Origin of the sequence: uncultured Amnibacterium sp., from assembly GCF_964245895.1 — a bacterium.
In the GTDB taxonomy this organism is placed as follows: domain Bacteria; phylum Actinomycetota; class Actinomycetes; order Actinomycetales; family Microbacteriaceae; genus Amnibacterium.
Map to the genome: position 1 here is coordinate 1 of NZ_CAXTOQ010000035.1, position 25,520 is coordinate 25,520.

Sequence of the window (25,520 nt, forward strand, 5' to 3'; positions counted from 1 at the left end):
GTGGAGGAGGACAGCTGGGAGTGGCACACCTTCGACACGGTGAAGGGCGGCGACTACCTGGTGGACCAGGACGCGGCCGAGATCCTGGCGAAGGAGGCCATCGACGCGGTCATCGACCTCGAGAACATGGGCCTGCCGTTCAACCGCACGCCCGAGGGCAAGATCGACCAGCGGCGCTTCGGCGGCCACACCGCGGACCACGGCAAGAGCCCGGTGCGCCGCGCCTGCTACGCGGCCGACCGCACCGGCCACATGATCCTGCAGACGCTGTACCAGAACTGCGTCAAGCACGGCATCGACTTCTACAACGAGTACTACGCGCTCGACATCGCGATGACCGACGTGGAGGAGGACGGCCGGGTCGTCTCCCGCCCCTCCGGGATCGTCGCCTACGAGCTGGCGACCGGCACGATCCACGTCTTCCAGGGCAAGTCGATCGTGTTCGCGACCGGCGGCTTCGGGAAGATCTACAAGACGACCTCGAACGCGCACACGCTGACCGGCGACGGCGTCGGGATCATCTGGCGCAAGGGCCTGCCGCTCGAGGACATGGAGTTCTTCCAGTTCCACCCGACCGGCCTCGCGAAGCTCGGCATCCTGCTGACCGAGGGCGCCCGCGGCGAGGGCGCGATTCTGCGCAACGCCTCCGGCGAGCGGTTCATGGAGCGCTACGCGCCGACCATCAAGGACCTCGCTCCGCGCGACATCGTCTCCCGCTGCATGGTGCAGGAGGTCGCGGAGGGTCGCGGCGCCGGCCCGCTGAAGGACTACGTGCTGCTGGACTGCACGCACCTGGGCGCCGAGGTGCTGGAGACGAAGCTGCCCGACATCACCGAGTTCGCCCGCACCTACCTGGGCGTCGACCCCGTCGTCGAGCCGGTGCCGGTGATGCCGACCGCGCACTACGCGATGGGCGGCATCCCGACGAACGTGAAGGCCGAGGTGCTCGCGGACAACGACACGGTCGTCCCCGGGCTCTACGCGGCGGGCGAGTGCGCGTGCGTCTCGGTGCACGGGTCGAACCGGCTGGGCACCAACTCGCTGCTCGACATCAACGTGTTCGGCAAGCGGGCCGGCAACAACGCGGTCGACTACGCGCGCACCGCGCGGTTCGTCCCGCTGCCGAAGGACCCGGCGAAGGCCGTGCGCGAGCTGGTCGAGCAGCTGCGCACCTCCACCGGCACCGAGCGGATCGCGGACCTGCGCAAGGAGCTGCAGGATGAGATGGACGCATCCGCGCAGGTGTTCCGCACCGACGAGTCGCTCGCGAGCGTGACCAGGACGATCCACGGGCTGCGTGAGCGGTACCGGAACATCGGCATCCAGGACAAGGGCAAGCGGTTCAACACGGACCTGCTCGAGGGCATCGAGCTGGGGTTCCTGCTCGACCTGGCGGAGGTGGTCGTGTTCTCGGCGCGCAACCGCAAGGAGAGCCGCGGCGGGCACATGCGCGACGACTACCCGAAGCGGGACGACGCCAACTACATGCAGCACACGATGGCGTACCTGACGGGCGACCCGCATTCGTCCGACGCCGCCGACCACATCAAGCTGGACTGGAAGCCCGTCGTCGTGACGCGCTACCAGCCGATGGAGCGGAAGTACTGATGACGATCACTGCGCTCAATCCGGCTGGCGTGACCGACGCCGTGATGAACCCCGCCCTCAAGCGCCGACCGGCCGAGGGCTTCACGACGATCACGCTGATCATCCGGCGCTTCGACCCGGAGGTGGACCAGGAGCCGCGCTGGGTCGACTACGACGTGGACACGCTGCCGACGGACCGCATCCTCGACGCGCTGCACACGATCAAGTGGCAGCAGGACGGCTCGCTGACGTTCCGCCGGTCGTGCGCGCACGGCGTGTGCGGCTCGGACGCGATGCGGATCAACGGCCGCAACCGGCTCGCCTGCAAGACGCTGGTCAAGGACCTCGACACCTCGAAGCCGATCTACGTCGAGGCGATCAAGGGCCTGCCGCTCGAGAAGGACCTCGTCGTCGACATGGAGCCGTTCTTCGCCTCCTTCCGCGCCGTGCAGCCCTTCCTCCAGTCGCACACCGCGCCGCCGGAGGGCCGCGAGCGCCTGCAGTCCGCCGCGGACCGCGAGCGCTTCGACGACACCACGAAGTGCATCCTCTGCGCGGCATGCACCTCGTCGTGCCCGGTGTTCTGGACGGACGGGCAGTACTTCGGCCCGGCGGCGATCGTGAACGCGCACCGCTTCATCTTCGACAGCCGCGACGAGGAGGCCGAGGTGCGCCTCGACATCCTGAACGACAAGGAGGGCGTGTGGCGCTGCCGCACGACCTTCAACTGCAGCGAGGCGTGCCCGCGCGGCATCCAGATCACGAAGGCCATCAGCGAGGTGAAGGCGGCGACGATCCGCCGCCCCGAGAAGGTCAAGATCGCCTGAGCCGTCCGTCCGGACGACGGCGATCCGATCGGACGACGGAGGAATCCGGGACCCTGATCCGTCATCCGGTCGGATCGCCGCCGTTCGTGGGACATGGGCGCCCGCTGAGCCGGCGAGCCGCTCCTCCCCAGGGTCGATGTCGGACGCATCCGGCGGCCCCGGTCGTTCCGGCCGTGCGAGGCGGATCCGGCGAACCAGCATCCCGGGGCATGCGACGACTGTTCTGGACCACCGCCGAGCTGCACCAGCGGGGGTTCGCCCGCACCACGATCACCGGCATGGTCGATACCGGCCGACTCATCCCGATCCGGCAGGGGCTGTGGGCGGAACCGGGCGCGCCGGACGAGCTCGTCCGCGCAGCACGCGCCGGCGGCGCCGCCACAGCGACGACCGGCGCGGCCGCGCTCGGGCTCTGGGCGCCGGACGACGGGATCACGCATCTCGCGGTACCCGCGGGCGCCAGCCGGCTTCGGGATCCGGACGATGCCTCGCTTCCACTCGTCCAGGGCGACGGAGTCTGCGTCCACTGGACCAAGCGGATGCCCTCGCCGCGGACGCTTCCCGACCGTATCGCGCCGCTTCTGCTCGTGCTCGAGCACGCCGTCCGGTGCCTGCGCCCGGAGCTCGCTGTCGCGATCATCGACTCGGCGCTGCATCAGCGGCGTCTGCGCGCATCGGAGCTGCCGCTGCTCGCAGCGTCCCTCCCCGCCCGCCTCCGTCACATCGTGCTCGCGGCGGACGGCCGTGCGGACTCGGGGCTCGAGTCGATCGTGCGGTACCTGCTCGAGCAGTCCGGCATCCCGCTGCTGGTGCACCCGATCCTCGCCGGTATCGGCGAGGTCGACCTGCTCGTCGGCGGTCGCCTGATCATCGAGACGGACGGGAAGCGGTACCACCTCGGAGCGGCCTTCGAGCACGACCGGCAGCGGGACCTCACCGCCACCATCGACGGCTACCGGACGCTCCGACTCACCTACGCCCAGGTGCTGTTCGAGTGGCCCGCGACGTTCCGGGCGATCTGCTCGGCGCTCGCGCTCGCCTGAAGGACGGCGATCGGCCCGAAAGACGGCGATCGAGCGCCGTTCCCTCCGTCGAACGGTCGGATCGCCGTCGGACGGGACGGATCCCGCGGAGCGGAAGGATCGCGACGCGTCCGCGACACGCGCCCCGACCCGCCCGTGGCCGTGCGGGGCGGACAGCACCCTCGTGCCATGCGCTCCTCCCGATCTCGCAGCCGCTCCCGCTCCCTGTTCCGCGTCGTCACGCTGGCCGTCGTCGGCGCCGTCGTGTTCGGAGGCGCCTCCGCCGCCACCGCGTTCGCCCTCGACGCGCAGCAGACGTCGCCCGCCGCGCGCGCGCCGATCGCGACGCCCACCGCGCGCGCCACGACCATCGCGCGCGCCACGACGGCCGCCACGGCGGCACCGACCGCCTCCACGCGATCGGCGACCGTCGTGCGCGGCTGGGCGGCCGCGCCCACCAGCGTGACGGCGGGGAAGACGTTCCGCGCGTTCGTGCTCGTCAGCGGCGACCGCCGCACCGTGCGGCTCGAGCGCCTCGTGCGCGGCGCCTGGCGGGTCCTCGACACCGACCGCACCTCGCGCAACGGGGCGGCGACCGTCGCGTGGCGGACCCCGAAGGCCGCCGGCCGCGCCGTGCTGCGCGTCCACGCCCTGCGCTCCGCCGAGGACGGCGCCGCGGTGACCGCGAAGAAGGCCCTCACCACCGCGGCGGCCGCCACGGCCGCGCCCACCGCGACCCCCACGGCGACCCCGACGACGCCGGCGCCGGTGGCCACGGCGGCGCCCGTTCCCGCCGGCGCGGAGGCGCTGCGCGCCCAGCTCCTCACCCTGGTCAACCAGGCGCGGGCGACGGCGCGCAGCTGCGGCGCCACCACCTATCCGGCGGCGCCCGCGCTGCAGCGCAGCACGGCGCTCGACACCGCGGCCGGCGCCTACGCGCTGAAGATGGGCCAGGAGCGCTTCTTCGACCACACCTCGCCGGACGGGTCGACGATGGTCTCCCGCCTCAAGGCGGTCGGCATCACGAACACGACCGAGCGCGAGAACATCGCCGCGGGGCAGACGAGCGCCGCGTCCGTGATGGCGGGCTGGCTGAAGAGCCCCGGGCACTGCGCGAACATCATGGCGAAGGACGTGACCCGCATCGGACTCGGCCACGCGACCGTGCAGGGGTCGCCGTACGGCCAGTACTGGGTGCAGGACTTCGCGGGCTGATCCCCGCGTGGCGGGCCCCCCGATGGAGGGGGGCTCGCCTACCTTGGCCCGGCTGTGAGTCGAACGAGCCGAGGTGCAGGAGCGCGCAGGATCCGTGCGTCGCTGATCGTCGCGACGCTGACCGCCGCGGTCGTCGCGGGATCGCTCGTCGCCGGCGGCGGCGGGGCGCAGGCCGCTCCCGCGACCCCGACCCCCTCCCCCTCCCCGACCGCTACGGCCACCGCGACCGCCGCGCCCCGGCCCGTCGGCGCCGCTCTGGCCGTCGACGTCACCGGGTCCGCGGCGCTGACGCTGCCGGCCGGGGACGGCCTGCGCGACGCGACGAAGGTCCGGATCCGCTCCGGCGAGGGCGGTGCCGTCGATCTGATCGCGACACGCGGGAAGAAGTCCGTGCACCTCGCCGACGCCGTGCGGCTCGCCAAGGCGGGTGCCTCGTGGCAGCGGACCGTGCGCGTCACGATCCCCCAGCTGTCCGCCGGGACCTGGTCGCTTCGGGCGCGCCGGAGCGACGACCGGGCTGTCGCCGCGAAGGCACCGACGCCGCTGACGGTCGGCTCGGGGAAGCCCGTCCACGTCGCGATCCGCCCCGTGGCACGCACGCTGTACCCCTGGCAGGACGGCGTGCTCGATCGCGCCGACGTCACCGTCGTGGCGACGGACGAGACCGGCACGGCCGTGCCGGTGCAGGGCTCCGTCCGCATCGACGCCGCGAAGCGGCACGTCGCCAAGCCCGTCGGCGCGACCGGTCTCGCCAGGCTCTCGGTCGTCGGCCTGCCCCTCGGCACGGCGGCGGTCACCGCGAAGGTGACGGGGCCCGCCGGCAAGGCCGTGACACGGAGGTCGACGCTCGTGCTCGCCCCGACCGGCGTCGGCAGCATCACACTGACCCGGTCCTCCGACACCCTGCAGCCCGTCAAGGACGGCTTCCTCGACACGGAGACGCTGACCGTCGGCGGCGCCGCCTCCGCGGGCTCACCGGCGAAGGTCTCCGGCACGCTCACGATCAGCCTGGGCAAGCAGGTGGTCGCGCAGTGGGCCGTGCCGGACGGCTCGCCCCGCGCCGTCTCCTGGGACGGCCGCACCCTCGGTGCGATCGTGCCGGGCTCCTACACCGCCACGCTCACCCTGCGCGGGCCGGAGGGGCTGCCGACCGCGCGGTCCAGGACGATCCTCGTGACGAAGGACCACCTGCCGTACACCGTGCAGGACCTGTTCTCGGCCGCCGCCGGCAACCAGCAGGGGCTCGCCGTGCACGACGGCACGTTCTACGTCGGCTACGACAACGGCGACGGCACCTCGCGGATCGAGACCTTCGGGTCGAACGGCCAGCCGATCGCGACGCTCGGGCCCATCGCCATCGGGCACGCGGCCGAGCTCGCCTTCTCGACGGTCTCCGGGCTGCTCTACGCCGCGAACGGCGGAGCGGCGAACCCCACCCAGGTCTGGGCGATCAAGCCGGACTGGGACGCGGCGACGCTCGCCGATCCGGGCAGCGCGATCGTCGAGTCCATCGACCTCTCCTCCCTCGGGAACAACGGGATGATCGCGGTCGACGACGCGCACAGCCAGCTGCTGGTGTTCTCCGGGACCGCGCCGAGCTACACCGTCACGGCCGTGTCCCTGTGGCCGGCGTCGGACGGCTCCGGCCACCTGATCGGCACGCCCATGCCGATCGCGATCACCGGCGTGCCGCAGGGCATCGAGATCGTCGACGGCCAGCTGTGGGTGTACACGAGCCTCAAGGGCAGGAACCACCTGGAGAAGTACGACCTGGCCGGGACGACGCTCACCTCGACGGGCCTCTCCGCCGACCTGATGATGTCCGGCGAGGGCGAGGGGTCCGCGACGGGCACCTGGAACAACCAGCCCGCGTTCTTCATCGGGGCGCACGACTCGAACCGCGTCGGCATGCTCGTCCCCGTCGCCGACGAGTAGCCCTTCCTTCCGTCTTGTAGGTCCGGAGGACCTACAAGACGGAAGGTGCCGCTCCGTCTTGTCGTTCTGTAGGTCCAGCCGACCTGCAGAACGAAAGGGTGCCGGGTCAGGCGGAGGCGGCCGCAGCGCGGGCGGCGGAGGCGCTGCCGGCGGCGAGCGCGGCGGCGGCGCGCGCCTTCGCCTCCTCGAGCGTGACGGTCAGCAGCTCGGCGCGCACGTCGGCGAGTGCGGCGGGCGTCATCGAGAGGCTCTTCGCCCCCAGGCCCACGAGCACGACGGCGAGCGCAGGGTCCGCCGCGGCCTCGCCGCAGATCCCGACGCTCTTGCCCGCCGCCGCACCGGCCCGGCCGACCGCCGCCACCAGCTGCAGCACCGCGGGATGCCACGGGTCCTGGAAGGCGGCGACGGAGCCGAGCAGGCGGTCGGCCGCCAGCGTGTACTGGGTCAGGTCGTTCGTGCCGATCGAGACGAAGTCGGCGGTCTCCAGGATCTGCGCGGCCAGCAGCGCCGCGGACGGCACCTCCACCATCACCCCGGGCGTGGCGATGCCGAGCTCGCGGGCGAGGGCCGTGAAGTACTCGCTCTCCTCCGGCTCCGACACCATCGGCGCCATCACCCAGAGGTCGGCCTCGGTCTCGGCCGCCGCCTCCGCGAGTGCGGTCAGCTGCTCGCGGAGGATGTCCTCGTGCTCACGCAGCACCCGCAACCCGCGCAGGCCCAGCGCCGGGTTCTCCTCCTCGCTGTCGTTCAGGAAGGCGAGGGGCTTGTCGGCGCCCGCGTCGAGCGCCCGGACCACGACCTTCTTGCCCGGGAACACCTTCAGCGCCGCGACGTACTGCTCCTTCTGCTGCTGCACGGTCGGCGCCGACTTCGCGTCGAGGAACAGGAACTCGGTGCGGAAGAGGCCGACGCCCTCGGCGCCGAGCTCGGCGGCCTTGACGGCGTCCTTCGCGCTGCCGATGTTGGCGAGCAGCTGCACCTTCGTGCCGTCGCCCAGCGCGCCGGCCGTGATCGGGGCGTTCGCGGCCGCCTTCCGCTCGGCGATCGTCCGCTGCGCGGCGGCGATCGCCTCCGCGTCCGGGTCGACCTCGATCACGCCGGTGCCGGCGTCGAGGACGACGATCTGGCCGTCCTGCAGGTCGAGCGCGTCCTTCACGCCGACGATCGCGGGGATGGAGCGGGACCGGGCGAGGATCGCGGTGTGGGAGGTGGGCCCGCCGTCGCGCGTGACGAGCCCGAGCACCTTGTCCAGGTCGAGCAGCGCGGTGTCTGCGGGCGCGAGGTCGCGGGCGATCAGCACGAAGGGGGTGTCCGACTCCGGCACGCCGGGCGCCGGGACCCCGGTCAGCCGCGCGATGATGCGCTGGGCCACGTCGCCCAGGTCGGTGGCGCGCTCCGCCATGTAGCCGCCGAGGCCCACGAGCATCACCTGGAACTCGAGGAACGCCTCGTGCACCGCCCGCTGGCCGGTGCGCCCCTGGCCGATCCGCGCGACGACGTCGTCGACGAGGGTCGGGTCCTCGGCCATCAGCGCCTGCGCGTCGAGTACGTTCTTCGCGTCGCCGCCGGCGCGCGCGCCGCGATCGGTCAGCTCGGCCGCGACCTGCTGCAGCGCGGAGCGCGTGCGGGCGACCTCCGCGTCCGGGTCGGCAGGGCGCTCCGCCTCGGACGGCTCCGGCAGCGGATCCGGCATCCTGCGCACCGGCCCCGTGGCGATCGCCCTGCCCACTCCGATCCCCGACAGCTGCATCGACGCCTCCTCGCGTTCACGTCCCGATGGCCGCGCAGCGCTGCTGCGGCCGACACCGCAGTGTATTGCCGGGGTTGTGAGGGACAACCAGGGGCCGCCCCTGCGCCCATCCCTCGGCGATTCCCCATCTCGCGCTCAGCGCGCACTCGGTAGGTTCCCGGCATGGCGCTGCTGGGCCGCGATCAGGGCGTGCGCGACGACGAGGTGTCCGCGGAGGCCTCCGGGGCGAAGCCCGACGCGGAGGCGCCGAGGACCGGCATCGCCGGCCTGGTGCAGACCGTGTTCGCGCTGCGCCCGGTGCGGGTGCTGCTGCACTACAGCGCCGACAACGGCCCGCTCATCGCCTCCGGCATGACGTACCAGGCGATCTTCGCGCTCTTCGCCGGGCTGTGGTTCGTCTTCTCCGTCGCGGGCTTCGTGATCGAGGGCGACCCCGCCCTGCAGGACACGCTGTTCTCGACCCTGAACCGGTTCATCCCCGGCCTGATCTCCTACCCGGGGAACGGGGACTCGGGCGCCATCAAGGCGGCGACGCTGCTGAACACGTCCGCGCTCAGCTGGAGCGGGGCGATCTCGCTCGTCGGCGTGCTGCTCACCGCCGTCGGCTTCCTCGGCACCTTGCGCACGGCGATCCGGATCATGTTCGACCTGCCGAACCCGACCACGAACCCGGTGGTGCTGAAGCTGAAGGACCTCGGCCTGACGATCGCGTTCGGCGCGGTGGTGCTGCTGTCCGCCGTCCTCAGCCTCGTCAGCAACACCGCGCTCGACGCCGTGCTCTCCCTGCTCGGGTTCGGGGGCGCCTCGGTGCTGCAGCAGCTGGCGACGTCCGCCGTGACCTCCGTGCTGCTCGTCGGCATCGACACCGCCCTGCTGATGGGCGCGTTCCGCATCCTCTCCGGGGTCGCGATCCCGTTCCGCCGGCTGCTGGTCGGCTCGCTGATCGGCGGCGTCGCCCTCACGGTGCTGCAGACGCTGGGCACGTCGCTGCTCGGCGGCGCCTCCAGCAACCCCGTGATCGGCGCGTTCGCGACCCTGGTCGGCGTCCTCCTGTACTTCAACTTCGTCTGCCAGGTGATCCTCGTCGCCGCGTCGTGGGTCGACGTGGGCATGGAGGACGCGGGGATCGACCCCCGCACGCTCTCGCCCGAGCAGCGGGAGCGGCAGCACGCCGAGCAGCTCGAGGACGCGAGACGGCTGGTCGCGCAGGCGAACCAGGAGGCGCTGCAGCAGCGGGTCGCGGCGTCCAGCGGGCTGCGCCGGTGGCGGCTCGAGCGCGAGCTGCAGCGGGAGACGCGGGCGGAGGAGCGCCGCCGCGCCGACGTGCCGACCGAGACCGAGTTCGCCCGGGCGCAGGAGGAGACGGGCGACCCCGATCCCGACGCCCGGCAGGTCGAGCGGACGACCGGGAGGTAACCCCTCCGCGGTGAGCCGCTCGCTCGGCGCTCGCTGAGCCCCCGGATTGCCGCGCGGCAGCCGCTCCGCCGGGCAGGCACCCCCGTTCGGGGGGTTGCCCCTCCTTCGGGGCACAACCTACGGTTCCAGAGCCCGGCAACCCGATCGGGCACGCCCGGCCACCCCGCCGGGCTTCCGGCTCGGCACCCACCGAGCCTCTCCCCACCCAGGAGATTTCCGTGCTCCCCACACGTCCCTTCACCCTGCCCTCGCGCGCCCGAATCGTGCGATTCGCGGCACCCGTCACCATCGTGTCGCTGATCGCGACCGCCTGCGTCTGCGCCGGCCTGTCGGCTCCCGCGTCCGCGGCGACGGCCGGCACCTACGAGATCGGCGCGAACCCCGTCGCCCTGAACCAGCCCTCCGACGCCGAGATGGGTGCGCTGACCCCGTCGGCCGCCGCGGCCGACGACGGGATGTTCGGCAGCCTGGCGGCGTGGCCGATCGTCGCGCTCCATGCGACCCTGACCCGGAACGGCGACCTGGTCACCTACGGCACACCGCAGAACACGGTCGCGCAGGCCGGCGTCGTGTGGGACAAGTGGACCCCCTCGTCCGGGCTCGGGCTCGGCAGCCACATCGACTCCGGCGTCATGGGCTCCTACGACAGCTTCTGCAACGCGGCGGTGACCCTCGCCGACGGCCGCCTGCTCATGGTCAGCGGCCAGGTGTGGGACGCGCGCGCGGCGGACATGATGACGATGATCTACGACCCGACCACGGGCGCGCAGACCATGGGCGCGGATCTCGCGTACAAGCGGTGGTACCCGACCGCCCTGCGGCTGCCGGACAACCGCATCCTGCTGCTCGGTGGCGCGAACGCCGGCAACACCGGCGCCTACCTGACCCCGAACGACAACTCGAAGGTCGCGTTCACCCCCGAGATCGGCACCGGCATGGGCGCGTGGACGCAGCTGACCGGCGCCGCGAGCACCGACCTCTTCGGCGCCGTGGACAACCACTGGTGGTACCCGCGGGCGTTCAACGCCCCGAACGGCGGGGTGGTCGGCTTCTCCGGCGACGCGATCTGGACGCTGGACCCGAACGGCAACGGCTCCGCCCAGCAGGTCGGCACCCTGCCGTATAACCCCAAGGTCTCAGGCTCGCAGGTGATGTACGCGCCCGGCAAGATCCTGGTCGCCGGCGGCGGCCAGGTGAACAACGACGACCCGGCCACCGCGACGAACCAGACGGCGATGCTCGACGTGAACGGCGCCACGCCGACGGCGACGCCGGGCAGCCCGATGAACGCGGCCAGGAACTGGCTCAACCTCACGGTGCTGCCGGACGGCAAGGTGTTCGCGAACGGCGGCACGATCATCGGGACGCAGGGCGGCGACGCGAACTCCGTCCGGAAGTCCGAGATCTGGGACCCGGCGGCCTCCGCCGTCGGCGGCTGGCAGTACGCGGCCACCGCGCAGGCGACGCGCACGTACCACTCGACCTCCGTGCTCCTGCCGAGCGGCGCCGTCTTCACGGGCGGCGGCGGCAACCCGGGCCCCGTCGACAACTTCAACGCGGAGCTCTACTACCCGGCCTACCTCTTCACCAAGGCCGCGGACGGCAGCGTCAAGTGGGCCTCGCGCCCCACGATCACCGCGATGAACGGTTCGGCCACCTACGGCGGGACCGTCGGCCTGACGATCGGCGACGGTCGGGACATCGCGTCCGCATCGCTCATCTCCGTGCCCGCCGTGACGCACTCGCAGAACACCGACCAGCGACGCATCCCGCTCGCCGTCACCCAGAACGGCGCGACGGTCAACGCGACGCTGCCCGGCTCCATCAACACGATGCCGCCCGGCGACTACGAGCTGACGGTCGTGGACTCGAAGGGCGTCCCCTCCCCCGCGCAGATCATCACGATCCGCAACGGCGCGCCCGGGCTCGTCACCGTCGCCGCCGCTCCCGCGGCCGACGCCGCCAACGACGCCGGCGCTCCTGCGGCCAACGGCACCGCGCCGGGCAAGGGCGCAGGCACCGGTGCGGGCGCCGGCACGCTTCCCACGACGGGCACGGCCGGCAAGACGGTCAAGCTGACGACGGGCAGCTCGCTGAGCCTCTCCTCGGCGGCCAAGACCGGGTACAGCGTCTCCCGCTCGGGCTCCAAGGTGGTGCTGAAGAAGGTCACGTCGGCCAGCTCGAGCTCCGCTCGGAAGGCGACGTCCTGGATCGTCCGGTCCGGACTCGGCTCCAAGAAGGGGTACTCGCTCGAATCGGTCGCCAGACCGGGGTACTTCCTGGTCGCGCCGAAGAAGGGTTCGGGATCGGTGACGCTCGCGAAGCTGAGCAGGACCTCCGCCTTCGCCAAGCGCGCCACCTTCACGGCCGTCCCCGGTGCGCTCGGTCGCGGGCTGTCCCTCCGGCTCACCGCGAACCCTGCGCTCTACCTGCGGACGACCGGCACGACGGTGCAAGTGAAGAAGCTCACCGAGACGAACGCCAGCCACAAGGGAGCGACCTTCGTCTCGACGAAGGGGCTGGCCCGGTAGCCGGTACCCGCGATGACGGCGCCCTCCGACCCGCACGGGCCGGAGGGCGCCGTCGTTCCGGCCGCGGCCTCCGCCAGGCGGCGTCCGCGGCCCCGCCTAGGCTCGCTCCCCGTGGTCCAGCAGTCCGTCCGAGTCGCGACCGTGAACGTGAACGGCGTCCGCGCCGCGTTCCGCAAGGGCATGGGCGCATGGCTCGACGGCCGGGAGGTGGACATCCTCGCGCTGCAGGAGGTGCGCGCCTCCACCGAGGACCTGGAGGGGCTGCTCGGCCCCGAGTGGCACGTGCTGCACGACGCCGCCACCGCGAAGGGCCGCGCGGGCGTCGCGATCGCGTCGCGAGGCCGAACGGAGATCCACCGCGTCGCGATCGGCGACGAGGACTTCGACACCGCCGGTCGGTGGCTCGAGGCCGACTACGCGGTCGGCGACGAGATCCTCACCGTCGTGTCCGCCTACGTGCACTCCGGCGAGGTCGGCACGCCGAAGCAGGACGACAAGCTCCGCTTCCTGGACGCGATGCAGGCGCGGCTGCCGCAGCTGGTCGCCCACAACCCCCTCGCGGTGGTCGTGGGCGACCTGAACGTCGCGCACCGCAGCCTCGACATCAAGAACTGGAAGGGCAACCGGAAGAGCTCCGGCTTCCTGCCGGAGGAGCGCGCCTACTGGGATCGCTTCGTCGGCGTCGAAGGCGAAGCCGACTACAACGCGGGCGGCGGGCAGGGCTGGATCGACGTCGGCCGGCGCGCGGCCGGCGAGGTGCCTGGGCCGTACACCTGGTGGTCGTGGCGCGGGCAGACGTTCGCGAACGACGTCGGCTGGCGCATCGACTACCACCTCGCCTCCCCCGCGCTCGGCGAGCGCGTCGTGGCCCACGCGGTCGACCGGGCCGCGACCCGGGACGAGCGGTGGAGCGACCACACGCCCGTGGTCGTCGACTACCGCATCGGTCCCCCCTCCACCCCCTCGAGGACCTCATGAGCGACAAGCCCCGCATCTTCTCCGGCATCCAGCCGTCCGCCGAGTCCCTGCACATCGGCAACTACATCGGCGCGATCCAGCAGTGGCAGGCGATGCAGGACGACTTCGACGCGATCTTCTGCATCGTCGACCTGCACGCGATCACGGTGCCGCAGGACCCGAAGGCGCTGCGGGAGGCGACGCGAACGCTCGCGGCGCAGTACCTCGCCGCGGGCATCGACCCCGACCGGTCGACGATGTTCGTGCAGTCGCAGGTGCCCGCGCACGCGCAGCTCGCCTGGATCCTGAACGGCATCACGGGGTTCGGCGAGGCCGGCCGGATGACGCAGTTCAAGGACAAGTCGGCCCGCTCCGGCGCGGACGCGTCGAGCGTCGGCCTGTTCACCTACCCGATCCTGATGGCGGCGGACATCCTGCTGTACGACACGGAGCTGGTGCCGGTCGGCGACGACCAGAAGCAGCACGTCGAGCTCGCGCGGGACCTGGCGCAGCGCTTCAACAGCCGGTTCGGCGACACGTTCGTCGTGCCGAAGCCGCAGATCCAGCAGGAGACCGCCCGGATCTACGACCTGCAGACGCCGACCGCGAAGATGAGCAAGTCCGCCGCGTCCGACGCCGGCATCGTCTGGATGCTCGACACCCCGACCGCGATCGCGAAGAAGATCCGGTCGGCCGTGACCGACACCGGGCGGGAGGTGCGGTTCGACCGCGCCGAGAAGCCGGGCGTCTCGAACCTGCTGGCGATCCTCTCCGCGTTCCGCGGCGTGCCGATCGCGACGCTCGAGGCCGAGTACGAGGGCCGCGGCTACGGCGACTTCAAGCGGGACGTCGCCGACGCGGTCGTGGAGGCGTTCACGCCGATCCGCGAGCGCACCATCGAGCTGCAGAGCGACCCGGTCGAGGTCGACCGGATCCTCGAGCGCAGCGCGCAGCGCGCGCACGCCCTCGCGACGGGGAAGCTGGCGCGGGTGCAGGAGCGCGTCGGCCTCTACCCCTCCCTCTGACCCGCGGGACCTCATGTCTCAGGCGTTCCGGCGGCGCCGGAACGCCTGAGAGACGGAACACGCTCGACACACGGCACCGGTAGACAGGCGGCATGAGCAGCATCACGGCGGACATCGCCATCGTCGGCGGCGGGATCGCCGGCCTCTCCCTCGCGGCGGCGATCGGCGACCGCTCCTCCGTCGCCGTGATCGAGGCCGAGCCGCAGCTGTTCCACCACACCTCGAGCCGGTCGGCGCAGCAGATGCAGCCGACCTACGGCCCCGCCCCGGTGCGGGCGCTCACCACCGCATCCATCCCGATGGTCACGGCGAGGGCCGAGCGCGCCGGACTGCCGGTCTACGTCTCCCGGCCGCTGCTGTGGCTGCAGTACGACGCGGACCGGTCGCACCTCGACGAGCTGCTCGCCACCGTGCCGGGGCTCGCGCCGATCGGTGCGGACGAGGCGGTGCGGCTGCTGCCCGCCCTGCGCCGCGACCTGCTCCTCGACGCCGCGATCGACTCCTCCGCCGTGGAGGTGGACGTGCCGCTGCTGCTGTCCTGGTACCGCGAGGACGCCGTCGGGGCCGGGGTGCGCGTCGTCCCGGGCGCCCGTGTGACGGCAGCGGAGCGGATCGGCGACGTCTGGCGGCTGCAGGCCGGCGACGCGACGATCGAGGCGGCGACCGTCGTCGACGCGGCGGGCGCGTGGGTGGACACGGTCGCGGCGCTGATGGGGGTGCGACAGCGGGGGCTCACGCCGAAGCGCCGCACGGTCGCCGTGGCGCCCGCGAGCCGCCCGGTCGACCCGGCCTGGCCGATGGCGGCCGACGTCGCCGACCGGTTCTACTTCCGCCCCCGAGGCGCGACGATCCTCGCCTCCGCGCTCGAGGACGAGGTCAGCGAGCCGGAGGACGCGCAGCCGCGCGAGGAGGTCGTCCGGACGATCCTCGACCGCGTCGACGCGGCCACCGACCTCGCGCTCGGGGCGCCCGTGCAGACCTGGACCGGCCTGCGCACGCTCTCGGCCGACGCGCTGCCCGTGGTCGGCTTCGATGCGGACGTGCCGGGCTTCTACTGGCTCGCCGGCCAGGGCGGGTACGGCATCCAGACCTCCGCGGCGCTCGGCCGGGTCGTCGCCGCCGACCTGCTCGGGGTGCCGCACGGCATCGCCGGGCTCGACGACCTGCTGCCGCAGCTCTCCCCCGCGCGGTTCTGACCCCTCGCGGCGTGCGACGGCGACGAACCCGCGCCGTGGAGGCGGTGGAGGCGGGGCTGCGCCGGGTCGTCGTCGAGACGGCGGTCGGCCCGGTCGTGGCGCGCTGCGGCGATCCCGTCGACGGCGCGGTCGTGATCCTGCTGCACGGCGCGGCGGGGTCCTGGCGCGACTGGCTGCCGCTGCTGCGGCTCGCTGCCGCGTCGGGCCGGCCGGTCGGGAACGCGGTGGCGATCGACCTGCCAGGCTGGGGCGAGAGCCCGGCGCCGTCCTCGGCGCTGGACGCGGACCTCGCGGCCGCGATCGTCGCCGAGGTCGCGCGTGCCGCGGGAGGGACCCGATGGACCGTGGCCGGCCACTCGCTCGGGGGCTTCGTCGCGCTCGGCCTCGCCGCCCGCGAGTCGGAGGCGACCGACGGCGTGCTGGTCGTGTCGCCCACGGGGCCGGCGGTGCTCGATGCGATCAGGCGGCCGGTCCGCGGCGGGCTCCGCCTGCCCTGGTTCGCCGGGATGCTGCTCGCGATGCGGGCGCTGCGGCTGCTGCCCCGCCGCGGCGCGCCGGTGCTCCGGGTGCTGGGGCGGTCCGGGGCGCTCGGCCGGCTGGCCTCGCCGCTGTTCGCCGACCCGCGGCACGCCGATCCGGCGACGCTGGCCGCCTTCACGGACGCGGTGCGACCGGAGGCGTTCACCGCCGCCGCGCGCGCAGCGGGCTCGGCCGACTTCGCCGCCTGGCGGTCGATCCGGTGCCGGGTGATCGGGCTGCGCGGCGCGCGGGACGTGTTCGTCGGACGGGGGGACGACGCCGCCTTCCGGCGGCTGGTGCCGCGGTTCTCGGCCGAGGTCGTTCCGGGCTCCGGCCACTTCGCGCTCGTCGAGCGCCCGGACGCGGTGCTCGAGGCCCTGGACCGCCTCCGCGGCTGACACGGTACCGACCCGCCGGTCGCGCGGTAGCCCGGGCGTCGCGCGGTACGCATGCGTACCGCGCGACGCCACAGGCACCGCGCGACGCTCCGCGTTCCACCGCGCGACGCCACGGGTACCGCGCGACCGGCGCCCCTCCCCCGACCACGCGAGCGCCCGCGGACCCAGCGCTATGCTGCGGGCAAGCAACACGTGCTCCGGGGTCGGCGCAATTCCGAACCGGCGGTCAAAGTCCGCGAACCCGCAGCGCCCGCGAGGGCGGTGCGGGCCGATCCGGTGGAACTCCGGAACCGACAGTCACAGTCTGGATGGGAGAAGCACGGAGGCGACCGCGTGCGCGCGGCCGCCCGCGGCGCAGTCCCGCGACCCCCGGAAGCACCCGAGGGAAGCGAGGACGCGTGGCCGCCGCCGGGCTCGAGACCGACCGTTCGGTCGTCCGTGCGATGCGCCGCGCCCTCGACCTCGCCCTTCGGGGCCCCGCCGGCGGCGCGAACCCGCAGGTCGGCTGCGTGCTGCTCGCCCCGGGCGGCGCGGTGCTGGCCGAAGGATGGCACCGCGGCGCGGGCACCCCGCACGCGGAGGCGGACGCGCTCGCGAAGGTGCCGGAGGGCGCTGCGGCGGGCGCCACCGCGGTCGTGACGCTCGAGCCGTGCGACCACACCGGGCGCACCGGTCCCTGCTCCGTCGCCCTGGTCGAGGCCGGTGTCGCCCGCGTCGTGTTCGCCCATCGCGACGCGAACCCGCTCGCGGCGGGCGGCGCCGACCGCCTCCGCGCCGCCGGCGTCGCGGTGGAGGAGGGAGTGCTCGCCGCGGAGGCCGCCGAGGTGAACGAGCGGTGGGCGACCGCGATCCGCCGGGGGCGGCCGTGGGTGACCGCGAAGTGGGCCTCGAGCCTCGACGGCCGCGTCGCCGCCGCGGACGGGTCGAGCCGCTGGATCACGGGGCCGCAGGCGCGGCTCGACGTGCACCGGCGGCGCGCGGCGCACGGCGCGGTCGTCGTCGGCACCGGCACCGTGATCGCCGACGATCCCGCGCTGACCGCGCGCGACGCGGTCGGCCGGCTGCTGCCCCACCAGCCGGTCCCGGTCGTCGTCGGCCGGCGGGAGCCCGTCGAGGGCGCGGCGGTGCGCACCCATCCGCGTCCGCTCCTCCGCGTCCCCGGCCACGACCCGCGCGCGGCGCTCGACGCGATCGTCGCTGCTGGGCTCACCACCGCGTTCCTCGAGGGCGGGCCGACGCTGGTGTCCGCCTTCCTCGCGGCGGACCTGGTCGACGAGGTGCTGGTGTACCTCGCGCCCACCCTGCTCGGCGGGGACCGCCTCGCCACCCTCGACCTCGGCGTGCCGACGATCGGCGCTCAGCGCCGCCTCGCCGTCCGCGAGGTGCACCGCCTCGGCGACGACCTGCTCGTGGTCGCCCGCCCGCACGGTGCTCCTGGATCCGGGGATCCGTCCGGTTCCCCGGATCCAGGCACCCCTTCGTCGCACTCGGAAGGAAGCTGATGTTCACCGGGATCATCGAGGAGCGCGGCCGCGTCGTCGGGTGGGAGCGGACCGCCGACGGGGGCGCTCGGCTCACCGTCGACGCGCCGCTCGCCTCCTCCGACGCGCGGCACGGCGACTCCATCGCCGTGTCCGGCGTCTGCCTCACGGTCGTCGCCCTCGACCTGCCGCGCTTCACGGTCGACGTCATGGGCCAGACCCTGGCCGTCACCGCGGTCGCCGACCTGACCGACGGCGACGAGGTCAACCTCGAGCGGGCCGCGAAGGTCGGCGACCGGCTCGGCGGCCACATCGTGCAGGGCCACGTCGACGGCGTCGGCGTGCTCGTCGACGTCCGCGACGAGGGGTCGTGGCGGGTGCTGCGGTTCTCGCTGCCGGAGGAGCTCGCTCCCCTCGTCGTCGACAAGGGGTCGATCGCGGTCGCCGGCACCTCGCTCACGGTCTCCGCGATCGGATCCGACGACACCGAGTGGTTCGAGGTCAGCCTGATCCCCGAGACCCTGACCGCGACGACGCTCGGCCGGCTGGCCGTCGGGGACCGCGTGAACCTGGAGACCGACGTGCTCGCCCGGCACGTCCAGCGACTGCTGGCCGCCGCGCCGGCGGAGGGAGGGGTGGCGTGATGCCGCTGTCGTCCGTGGAGGAGGTCGTCGCCGCGCTGCGGGACGGCCGGGTCGTCGTCGTCGCCGACGACGAGGGGCGCGAGAACGAGGGCGACGCGATCGTGTCCGCCGCCCTCGCTACCCCGGAGTCGATCGCGTGGATCGTGAACCACTCGTCGGGGTTCATCTGCGCCCCGATGACGAACGCGATCGCGGACCGGCTCGACCTGCCGATGATGGTGCGGCAGAACCAGGACCCGCGCGGCACCGCCTACACGGTGAGCGTCGACGCGAGCGACCGGCTCGCGACCGGCATCAGCGCCGCCGACCGGGCGCACACCCTGGCCGTGCTCGCGGACTCCACGTCGACGCCCGCGGCCGTCAGCCGGCCGGGGCACGTCCTGCCGCTGCGGGCCGTCGACGGCGGGGTGCGGCAGCGCGGCGGGCACACGGAGGCGGCCGTCGACCTGATGAAGCTGGCCGGGCTGCCTCCGGTCGCCGCGATCTCGGAGATCGTCTCCCCCGACGGCTCGATGACCCGCCTGCCCGGCCTGCTCGCGCTGGGCGAGCGGGAGGGGGTACCGGTCACCACGGTCGCCGCGCTCGTCCGCTACCTCGACGAGCACCCCCTCGAGTGCGACGAGGCCGGGATCACCCGCCCCGCGCCCGCCCCCAGGGTCCGCTTCGAGGTCGAGACGAGCCTCCGCACCGCGCGCGGCACGTTCCGCACCCGCGCCTACCGCGACCTGCTCACGGGCGACGAGCACGTCGCCCTCGTCGCGGACGGCGACGGCACCCGGCCGCCGCTGGTCCGCGTGCACTCCGAGTGCCTCACCGGCGAGACCTTCGGCTCCGTCCAGTGCGAGTGCGGCCCGCAGCTGGACGCGGCGCTCGACCGGGTGCACCGGGAGGGAGGCGCGGTCGTCTACCTGCGCGGCCAGGAAGGGCGCGGCATCGGCCTGATCGACAAGCTGCGCGCCTACCGCCTGCAGGAGGACGGCCTGGACACGCTCGACGCGAACCTCGCGCTGGGCCTGCCGGTCGACGCGCGGGAGTACGGCGCGGCCGCCGCGATCCTCGCCGATCTGGGCCTCACCGACGTGCGGCTGCTGACCAACAACCCGGACAAGATCACGCAGCTGGAGGCGCACGGGGTGCGGGTCGCCGCGCGCGAGCCGCTGGTCGTGGGCGTCGGCGGCGCGAACCAGCGCTACCTGGACACGAAGCGGGAGCGCATGGGGCACCTGATCGACCGGCCGCGGGCCGTGAAGCGCGAGCGGAGGGCAGGATGAGCGCCGAGGGCAAGCCGCAGGAGCAGCCGATCGACGGCACCGGGCTGACCGTCGCGATCGTGCACGGCACCTGGCATCCGGTCATCGCGGGCGGCCTGCTCGCGGGCGCGCGACGGGTGCTCGAGGCCTCCGGCGCGACGGTCCAGGACCTCGCCGTGCCGGGCAGCTTCGAGCTGCCGGTCGTCGCGAAGGCGGCGCTGGAGGCGGGCGCGGACGCGGTCGTCGCGCTCGGGGTGATCATCCGCGGCGGCACGCCGCACTTCGAGTACGTGTCGTCGGCCGCGACGGACGGCCTCACCCGCGTCGCCCTCGACACCGGCAAGCCGGTCGGCTTCGGCGTGCTGACGCTGGACGACGAGCTGCAGGGGCTCGACCGGGCCGGCCTCCCCGGCTCCCGCGAGGACAAGGGAGCGGAGGCGGCGAGCGCGGCCCTCCTGACCGCCCTCATGCTGCGTGCGATCGGGGCCCGCTCCTCCTGAGCCCCTGTGCGGCTGATGACCCGACCGCGCGGGCACAGCAGCCGCACAGAGGCTCATCAGCGACCGGCGCCTGTCGCGCCCCGCAGTGACTGCCCCGCCCGCACCGGCGGGCGGGGCAGTCACCGGGGGCTGGGTCAGCGGGGCGCGGCGGGCTGGGCGCCCTCGTGCTCGACCGACTCCGCCGCGGCGGCGGCCGCGGCGCGCATGGCGGGCTCGCGGTCGAGGCCGGCGGCGAGGGCCGCCGCCAGGGCACCGCAGTACGTGTCGCCCGCTCCGGTGGTGTCGACGACGTGCCCCACGCGGTCGGCCGGGACCGCGGTCCGGTCCCACTGCGAGCCGTCGGCGCCGAGGGTCACGAGCAGCTGCTCGGGCCGTCCGCCCGCTGCGGCCAGCAGCTCCGCCTCCGTCTCGTTCGCCACGACCGGGTCGCCGAGGCCGAGCACGTCCGCCGGCAGATCCGCGTACGGCGCTGTGTTCAGCACGACCCGGCCACCGGCGGCCGCCGCCCGCCGCGCCGCCGCCGCGACCACGGCGAGGTCGATCTCCAGCTGCAGCAGCAGCACGTCCCCCGCCGCGATCCCGTCGAGAGCCGCGAGATCGGCCGGACCGACGGCCGCGTTCGCGCCCGGCGAGACGATGATCGTGTTCTCGCCGTCGTCCGCGACCGCGATGAAGGCGCGCCCGGTCGCCCCCGGCACGGATCGGACCGCCGCGACGTCGACGCCGAAGGCGGCGAGTCGCTCCCGGTACGCCGCTCCCTCCGCATCGTCGCCGACCGCGCCGATCATGCGCACGTGCGCGCCGGCCGCCGCGGCGGCGACCGCCTGATTCGCGCCCTTGCCGCCGAACGCCGTCTCCGGGTCGCCGCCGATCAGGGTCTCGCCCGGCGCCGGATGCCTCGGCACCCGAACGACCACGTCGACGTTCAACGAGCCCAGCACCCACACGTCCGCCACGGCTCCATCGTGGCAGCGCGCAGGGCCGCCGGGCGGATCACGAAGCCCCGTCGCCCCTCCGACCACCCCCGGCGCGCTGCATGCCCCGCGCGGCATGCGGAGCGCCGGCACCCTCCCGACGGAGGCCCAAGGCGCCGAAGTAGGGTCCGACGCGTGGGAGTGGTCTCGATCGCGGCGCCGTACGACGACCGGTGGTTCTTCGCCGAGGTGCTGCGCGGCGCCCGTGAGCACATCGAGGCCGCCGGCCACACCGTGATCGTCCACGTGATCCCGCCGTCGCCGACCGCGACCGTCGCCGCGGTGTCCGCGATCGCGGAGGACTTCGCCGCGGCGGACTCCATCGGCGCCATCGCGGTGGGCTTCAGGTCCGGGCCCGATCAGGCGAGCCGGGTGCTCGCGTGGGAGCGGCCGCTCGTGCTGATCGGCGGCAGCGCCCTGGGCTTCCCGACGGTGATGATCGACGATATCGGCGCGTCGCGTGCGGCGACGCAGCACCTGCTCGACCTCGGGCACCGGCGCATCACGCACTTCGCGGGCGACCTGCACGACCAGATGGACTTCTCGGTGCACAGCCGCCGCGCCCGCGGCTACCGCCAGGCGATGGAGCAGACCGGTCTCGAGCCGGTCGTGATCGAGGTGGCCTTCGATCGGGACGCGGCCCGCGCCGTCGCGCTCGAGGTGCTCGCGGACCCCGACCGTCCGACCGCCGTGTTCGCGGTGTCGGACGAGGTCGCGCTCGGGGTGCTCGACGCGGCGCGGGAGCTCGGGCTGGAGGTCGGCCGCGACTTCTCCGTCGTGGGATTCGACGACGAGCCGCGCGCGGAGGCGGCTGACCTCACCACCGTCCGCCAGCGCCCCGACGATCTGGGGGCGGCGGCAGCCGATCTGCTGCTCTCCGGGATCGGGCACGGCCCGGATCCTGAGCAGTCGCGGCTCATGCCGACGGGGCTCGTGCAGCGCGGCAGCACCGGCCCGCTCGTGCGCTCGTCGGGACCCGGACGCGCCCGCTGACTTCCGGCGGCCGAGTCGCAGGCGGCGCGGTCACCCCTCCCCGCGCCCGACGGTGCTCTCGCGCGCCAGCAGCCTGGGCGGCAGCACGACCTGCCGGTGCTCGTGCTCGTCGTCCTCGATCTCCTCGAGCAGCAGCAGCATCGCCTCGCGGCCGATGTGCCGCCCCGGCAGCTCCACGGTGGTCTGGGAGATCGGCCCGTTCCAGTCGCCGCTGTTGCCGTCCAGGCCCATCACCGCGACCCGATCGGGCACCGCCGCCCGGCCGTCGGTGACGAAGCCGTCGAGCAGGCCGCGCGCCAGGCTGTCGGTGACGGCGAGCACGCCGACCCGCGAGGCCTCGCCCGTGGCGCGCAGCCCGTCGGCGATGGCGTGCGCGGCCCGCCTGCCCTCGTCCCCGTCGAGGCTCGCGACCTCGATCTCCTCGAGGTCGAGGCCGAGCCGCGCGACCGCGTCGTGCACGCCCCGCCGCCGCTCGCGCACCGGCTGGAGGAAGTCGTCGACCGAGACGAGCACGACGCGGTCGCAGCCGACGTCGACGAGGTGCTCGACGCCGAGCGCGCCGACGGCCCGGTCGTCGACGAGCACGGAGCAGCAGCTGACGGTCGGGTAGGAGTAGTTCACGACGACGACGCGGCGGCCGTGCTGCCGCACCCGGGAGATGCCGTCGATGGAGTCGTGCATCGGCGCGAGCAGGATGCCGCCGGCGCGCGCCTCCGCGAAGGCGTCGAGGTGCCGGTCCTGCAGCGCGAAGTCGTCGTCGGCGTCCGCGACCAGGACCGCGAGCCCCCGCTCGCGCGCCGCCCCGAGCGCCCCCTTCGCGATGTCCACGAAGAAGCTGTTGCCGAGGCTCGGCACGACCAGGCCGATGCTGTCGCTGCGGTTGGCCGCGAGCGCCCTGGCAGCCCCGTTGCGGATGTAGCCGGTCCGCTCGATCGCGGCGCGCACGCGTTCCCTGGTGCTCTCGGAGACCACCTGCGGGTTGTTCAGCGCGTTCGACACGGTGCCGACGGACACCCCGGCCTCGCGCGCGACCTCCTGGATCGTGGGCTCCCCGGTGGCGCGGCGGCGCCCCGCGTCGTCGCCAGGGCCAGGCCGTCGTGTCACCACAGCATCGTGAGCATAGGATCCCCGGCCACCTCAGGCCTCCTGCAGCTCGGCAGACCCGTCCTCGACGACGACGCGCCAGGCGCCGGCCCCGACCTCGAACCGCGCCCCGCCTGCCCACGGCAGGTCGATGGTCGCCCCGGTGCTCGCCGGCAGCCGCACCGAGTACGTCCAGCGCGCGCGGTCCTCGGTGTACGCCCAGGACGCCTCGACGATCCCGTGGTCCGTGCGGGTCCGGCCCGCGGCGGAGGTGAGCGACCCGCCGGGCACCGGGTGCAGCAGCACGTGCTGCATGCCCGGCCGCGCCGGGTCCCGGTCGATGCCGACGACCCGGTTGAACAGCCACGCGCCGACGCCGCCGAGGGAGAAGTGGTTGAAGGAGTTCATGGCGTTGCCGCTCGCGAACCCGCCCTCCTCCGTGAACGAGTTCCAGCGCTCCCAGACCGAGGTCGCGCCCTGCGTGACCGGGTACAGCCAGGAGGGGAACGCGCGGTTCTCGATCATCGCGTAGGCGAGGTCGGACCGCCCGATGTCGGACAGCACGAGGTTGATCATCGGGGTGGTGAACAGCCCGGTCGTGATGCCGTAGGGCGCGCCGTTCCAGCCCCGCTCGACCGCGGCGCAGAGCGCCGCCTCGATCCCGGGCCGGTGCTCGGGGAACGGCAGGCCGTACGCGAGGGCGAGCACGCAGGCGGACTGCGACTCCCCCGCGTCGGGGCTGCGGAGGCGCCCGGAGGCCGGGTCGACGAACCGCGCGTTCCACTCCAGCCGCGCCGCCTGCCACCGCTCGTCGTAGTCGCGGGCCGTCGCGTGCTCGCCGATCGCCTCCGCCATCTCCGCGAAGCAGCGCAGCGACCAGGCGTAGACGGTCGCGTCCGTGTAGGCGTGCGGCGGCTTGTCGAGCGCGAGCCAGTCGCCGCAGGAGCCGCCGTCCGAGCTGAGGGCTGAGGATCCCGGCAGGCGCAGGCCGTGCATCGCCTCCAGGTACCGCCGCATCGAGTCGAAGGACCGCCGCACGACCTCGAGCGCGCCGTGGTGCCGGTACAGCTCGTAGGGCACGAGCACGCCCGCCGAGCTCCACGGGGTGCCCCAGGACCGGTAGGCGTCGAAGCCGGGCACGTAGCTCGGGTACATGCCCGACACGGCGGGCGCGGTGAACAGCGCGCGCGGCACGCCGTCCTCGACGGCGAGCACGGCGTGCCCGTCCTCGTGGAACCCGAGCGGATCCGTCGCGTCGCGCAGCAGCTCGTCGTCGACCTGGCTGTCCCGGAGGAGATCGAGGAACCGGCCGGTGAACGCCGCCGCGTCACTCGTGAACAGCGAGGTGCGCGCGAACTCCGTGACCGCCTCCAGCCATCCGAGCCGCTCGTTCCGCTGCGGGCAGTCGGTGGGGATGGAGAGGAAGTTGCCGGTCTGCGACCGCTGGATGTTGCGCATCAGCCGGTTCAGGGCGGGATCCGAGGTGTCCACGTCGCCGGTCATCTCGACCGAGCTGAGCACCAGGCCCTGCACCGCCTCGGGCGGCAGCGGTCCTGACGTGCCGCTGATCTCGACGTAGCGGTAGCCGTGGAAGGTGAAGCGGGGGTGCCAGCGGCGGGGACCGCCGGCCGCGGTGTAGAAGTCCGTCGACAGCGCCTCCCGCAGGTTCTCGGTCATCAGCAGGCCGTGCAGGCCCTGCTCGCGGTAGACGGGGAGGTCCGGGTAGCGCATCTCGGCGGTGCGGAGCACCAGCTCGGTGCCCTCCGGCAGGTCGACGTCGATCTGCGGGACGCCGACCATGTTGACGCCCATGTCGTAGATCCAGGCGTCGGAGCCGGACCGGGTCTCGCCGACCAGCCGCCCGATGCGCCGCTCGACGACCCGCACCGGGTCGTCGCGCTTCGCGACGAGCGCGGGAGCCGCGAACCGGGCCATCGGCTCCACGACGACCGCGTCGCGCCACCCGGACTCGGCGGTCTCGTTCGGCTCCAGCCGGGCGTCGTACCGCTCGCCCTGGAAGAAGGAGCCGTTCCGGATCGGCCCGTCGGTCCGCAACTGCCAGGTCCCCGGCTCCGTGACGACCGTCGTCCGCCGCCCGTCGGCCTCCTCCAGCACGAGCCTGGCGAGCAGCGACGGCCGGTCGCCGTAGAACCCGGTGTTCACCCGCAGGAACGAGACCATGTCGGACCACCAGCCGCCCGCGAGGCGGACGAGCAC

General features: G+C 73.8%; 20 protein-coding genes and 1 riboswitch. Of the genes, 16 read left to right on the top strand and 4 right to left on the bottom strand.

The features are described 5' to 3' along the window. From sdhA to ACFE60_RS07190, 5 genes are all read left to right on the top strand, one after another. Positions 1–1,608 (top strand): succinate dehydrogenase flavoprotein subunit (gene sdhA / locus ACFE60_RS07170; RefSeq protein ID WP_375388165.1); only part of this gene is annotated, 1,608 nt, incomplete at its 5' end. A gap of 44 nt (positions 1,609–1,652) precedes the next feature. Further along, positions 1,653–2,414, top strand: a complete 762-nt coding sequence (locus tag ACFE60_RS07175) for a succinate dehydrogenase iron-sulfur subunit (protein WP_375388183.1) — start codon at positions 1,653–1,655, stop codon at positions 2,412–2,414. A 209-nt stretch (positions 2,415–2,623) separates the two neighbouring features. Then, a complete protein-coding gene (locus ACFE60_RS07180) occupies positions 2,624–3,457 on the top strand; it encodes an endonuclease domain-containing protein (protein ID WP_375388166.1) in 834 nt (277 codons plus the stop codon). Positions 3,458–3,625: 168 nt separating this feature from the next. Beyond that, positions 3,626–4,651: a CAP domain-containing protein gene (locus ACFE60_RS07185; protein WP_375388167.1), complete on the top strand. Its 1,026-nt coding sequence runs from the start codon at positions 3,626–3,628 to the stop codon at positions 4,649–4,651. 54 nt (positions 4,652–4,705) lie between these two features. Next, on the top strand, positions 4,706–6,586 hold the full coding sequence (locus ACFE60_RS07190; RefSeq protein ID WP_375388168.1) for a hypothetical protein: 1,881 nt from the start codon (positions 4,706–4,708) through the stop codon (positions 6,584–6,586). 106 nt (positions 6,587–6,692) lie between these two features. Here the strand turns inward: ACFE60_RS07190 and ptsP are convergent, their stop codons facing one another. Next, a complete protein-coding gene (gene ptsP, locus ACFE60_RS07195) occupies positions 6,693–8,336 on the bottom strand; it encodes a phosphoenolpyruvate--protein phosphotransferase (RefSeq protein ID WP_375388169.1) in 1,644 nt (547 codons plus the stop codon). Between the two features lie 162 nt (positions 8,337–8,498). Here ptsP and ACFE60_RS07200 point away from each other — a divergent pair, with 162 nt between their 5' ends. From ACFE60_RS07200 to ribH, 10 genes are all read left to right on the top strand, one after another. Then, the gene (locus ACFE60_RS07200) at positions 8,499–9,752 is read left to right on the top strand and encodes a YhjD/YihY/BrkB family envelope integrity protein (protein ID WP_375388170.1); all 1,254 of its coding nucleotides are present in this window, start codon (positions 8,499–8,501) and stop codon (positions 9,750–9,752) included. A 218-nt stretch (positions 9,753–9,970) separates the two neighbouring features. After that, complete coding sequence (locus ACFE60_RS07205; RefSeq protein WP_375388171.1) at positions 9,971–12,283, top strand: AbfB domain-containing protein; 2,313 nt, start codon at positions 9,971–9,973, stop codon at positions 12,281–12,283. A 111-nt stretch (positions 12,284–12,394) separates the two neighbouring features. Then, positions 12,395–13,261 (top strand): exodeoxyribonuclease III, encoded by an 867-nt coding sequence (locus ACFE60_RS07210; RefSeq protein WP_375388172.1) that lies wholly within the window; start codon positions 12,395–12,397, stop codon positions 13,259–13,261. Beyond that, entirely contained in the window at positions 13,258–14,265 is a 1,008-nt protein-coding gene (gene trpS / locus ACFE60_RS07215; RefSeq protein WP_375388173.1) for a tryptophan--tRNA ligase, read from the top strand. Before ACFE60_RS07210 ends, trpS begins: the two co-directional genes overlap by 4 nt. A 92-nt stretch (positions 14,266–14,357) precedes the next feature. Beyond that, on the top strand, positions 14,358–15,461 hold the full coding sequence (locus ACFE60_RS07220; RefSeq protein ID WP_375388174.1) for an NAD(P)/FAD-dependent oxidoreductase: 1,104 nt from the start codon (positions 14,358–14,360) through the stop codon (positions 15,459–15,461). 11 nt (positions 15,462–15,472) lie between these two features. Further along, positions 15,473–16,378 carry an alpha/beta fold hydrolase gene (locus tag ACFE60_RS07225; protein WP_375388175.1) on the top strand — a complete coding sequence of 302 codons (906 nt, stop codon included), beginning with the start codon at positions 15,473–15,475 and terminating at the stop codon, positions 16,376–16,378. A gap of 189 nt (positions 16,379–16,567) precedes the next feature. After that, positions 16,568–16,702: riboswitch (FMN riboswitch) on the top strand. Between the two features lie 119 nt (positions 16,703–16,821). After that, positions 16,822–17,880, top strand: coding sequence for a bifunctional diaminohydroxyphosphoribosylaminopyrimidine deaminase/5-amino-6-(5-phosphoribosylamino)uracil reductase RibD (ribD, locus tag ACFE60_RS07230; protein WP_375388184.1), 1,059 nt, complete (start codon positions 16,822–16,824; stop codon positions 17,878–17,880). Further along, positions 17,880–18,503: a riboflavin synthase gene (locus tag ACFE60_RS07235; protein WP_375388176.1), complete on the top strand. Its 624-nt coding sequence runs from the start codon at positions 17,880–17,882 to the stop codon at positions 18,501–18,503. The genes ribD and ACFE60_RS07235 overlap by 1 nt, the downstream gene beginning before the upstream one ends. Then, a complete protein-coding gene (gene ribA, locus ACFE60_RS07240) occupies positions 18,503–19,774 on the top strand; it encodes a GTP cyclohydrolase II (protein WP_375388177.1) in 1,272 nt (423 codons plus the stop codon). The genes ACFE60_RS07235 and ribA overlap by 1 nt, the downstream gene beginning before the upstream one ends. Next, positions 19,771–20,253 carry a 6,7-dimethyl-8-ribityllumazine synthase gene (ribH, locus tag ACFE60_RS07245; protein ID WP_375388178.1) on the top strand — a complete coding sequence of 161 codons (483 nt, stop codon included), beginning with the start codon at positions 19,771–19,773 and terminating at the stop codon, positions 20,251–20,253. Before ribA ends, ribH begins: the two co-directional genes overlap by 4 nt. Before the next feature lie 134 nt (positions 20,254–20,387). On the opposite strand, the gene ACFE60_RS07250 is transcribed toward ribH, so the two are convergent. Continuing rightward, positions 20,388–21,209, bottom strand: a complete 822-nt coding sequence (locus ACFE60_RS07250) for a PfkB family carbohydrate kinase (RefSeq protein WP_375388179.1) — start codon at positions 21,207–21,209, stop codon at positions 20,388–20,390. A 153-nt stretch (positions 21,210–21,362) separates the two neighbouring features. Here ACFE60_RS07250 and ACFE60_RS07255 point away from each other — a divergent pair, with 153 nt between their 5' ends. Continuing rightward, the gene (locus ACFE60_RS07255) at positions 21,363–22,220 is read left to right on the top strand and encodes a LacI family DNA-binding transcriptional regulator (RefSeq protein ID WP_375388180.1); all 858 of its coding nucleotides are present in this window, start codon (positions 21,363–21,365) and stop codon (positions 22,218–22,220) included. Positions 22,221–22,250: 30 nt separating this feature from the next. Here ACFE60_RS07255 and ACFE60_RS07260 read toward each other — a convergent pair whose 3' ends face one another. Both ACFE60_RS07260 and ACFE60_RS07265 read right to left on the bottom strand, forming a co-directional pair. Then, positions 22,251–23,324, bottom strand: coding sequence for a LacI family DNA-binding transcriptional regulator (locus tag ACFE60_RS07260; protein WP_375388181.1), 1,074 nt, complete (start codon positions 23,322–23,324; stop codon positions 22,251–22,253). 33 nt (positions 23,325–23,357) lie between these two features. Beyond that, on the bottom strand, positions 23,358–25,520 hold a 2,163-nt coding region (locus tag ACFE60_RS07265; protein ID WP_375388182.1), incomplete at its 5' end, for a family 78 glycoside hydrolase catalytic domain.

Bases quoted from the DNA above. Each gene is read 5' to 3' on its own strand.
- ACFE60_RS07185 (WP_375388167.1), top strand. From the start codon at position 3,626: ATGCGCTCCTCCCGATCTCGCAGCCGCTCCCGCTCCCTGTTCCGCGTC.
- trpS (WP_375388173.1), top strand. From the start codon at position 13,258: ATGAGCGACAAGCCCCGCATCTTCTCCGGCATCCAGCCGTCCGCCGAG.
- ACFE60_RS07200 (WP_375388170.1), top strand. From the start codon at position 8,499: ATGGCGCTGCTGGGCCGCGATCAGGGCGTGCGCGACGACGAGGTGTCC.
- ribD (WP_375388184.1), top strand. From the start codon at position 16,822: ATGCGCCGCGCCCTCGACCTCGCCCTTCGGGGCCCCGCCGGCGGCGCG.
- ptsP (WP_375388169.1), bottom strand. From the start codon at position 8,336: ATGCAGCTGTCGGGGATCGGAGTGGGCAGGGCGATCGCCACGGGGCCG.
- ACFE60_RS07175 (WP_375388183.1), top strand. From the start codon at position 1,653: ATGAACCCCGCCCTCAAGCGCCGACCGGCCGAGGGCTTCACGACGATC.
- ACFE60_RS07180 (WP_375388166.1), top strand. From the start codon at position 2,624: ATGCGACGACTGTTCTGGACCACCGCCGAGCTGCACCAGCGGGGGTTC.
- ACFE60_RS07235 (WP_375388176.1), top strand. From the start codon at position 17,880: ATGTTCACCGGGATCATCGAGGAGCGCGGCCGCGTCGTCGGGTGGGAG.
- ribA (WP_375388177.1), top strand. From the start codon at position 18,503: ATGCCGCTGTCGTCCGTGGAGGAGGTCGTCGCCGCGCTGCGGGACGGC.
- ribH (WP_375388178.1), top strand. From the start codon at position 19,771: ATGAGCGCCGAGGGCAAGCCGCAGGAGCAGCCGATCGACGGCACCGGG.
- ACFE60_RS07220 (WP_375388174.1), top strand. From the start codon at position 14,358: ATGAGCAGCATCACGGCGGACATCGCCATCGTCGGCGGCGGGATCGCC.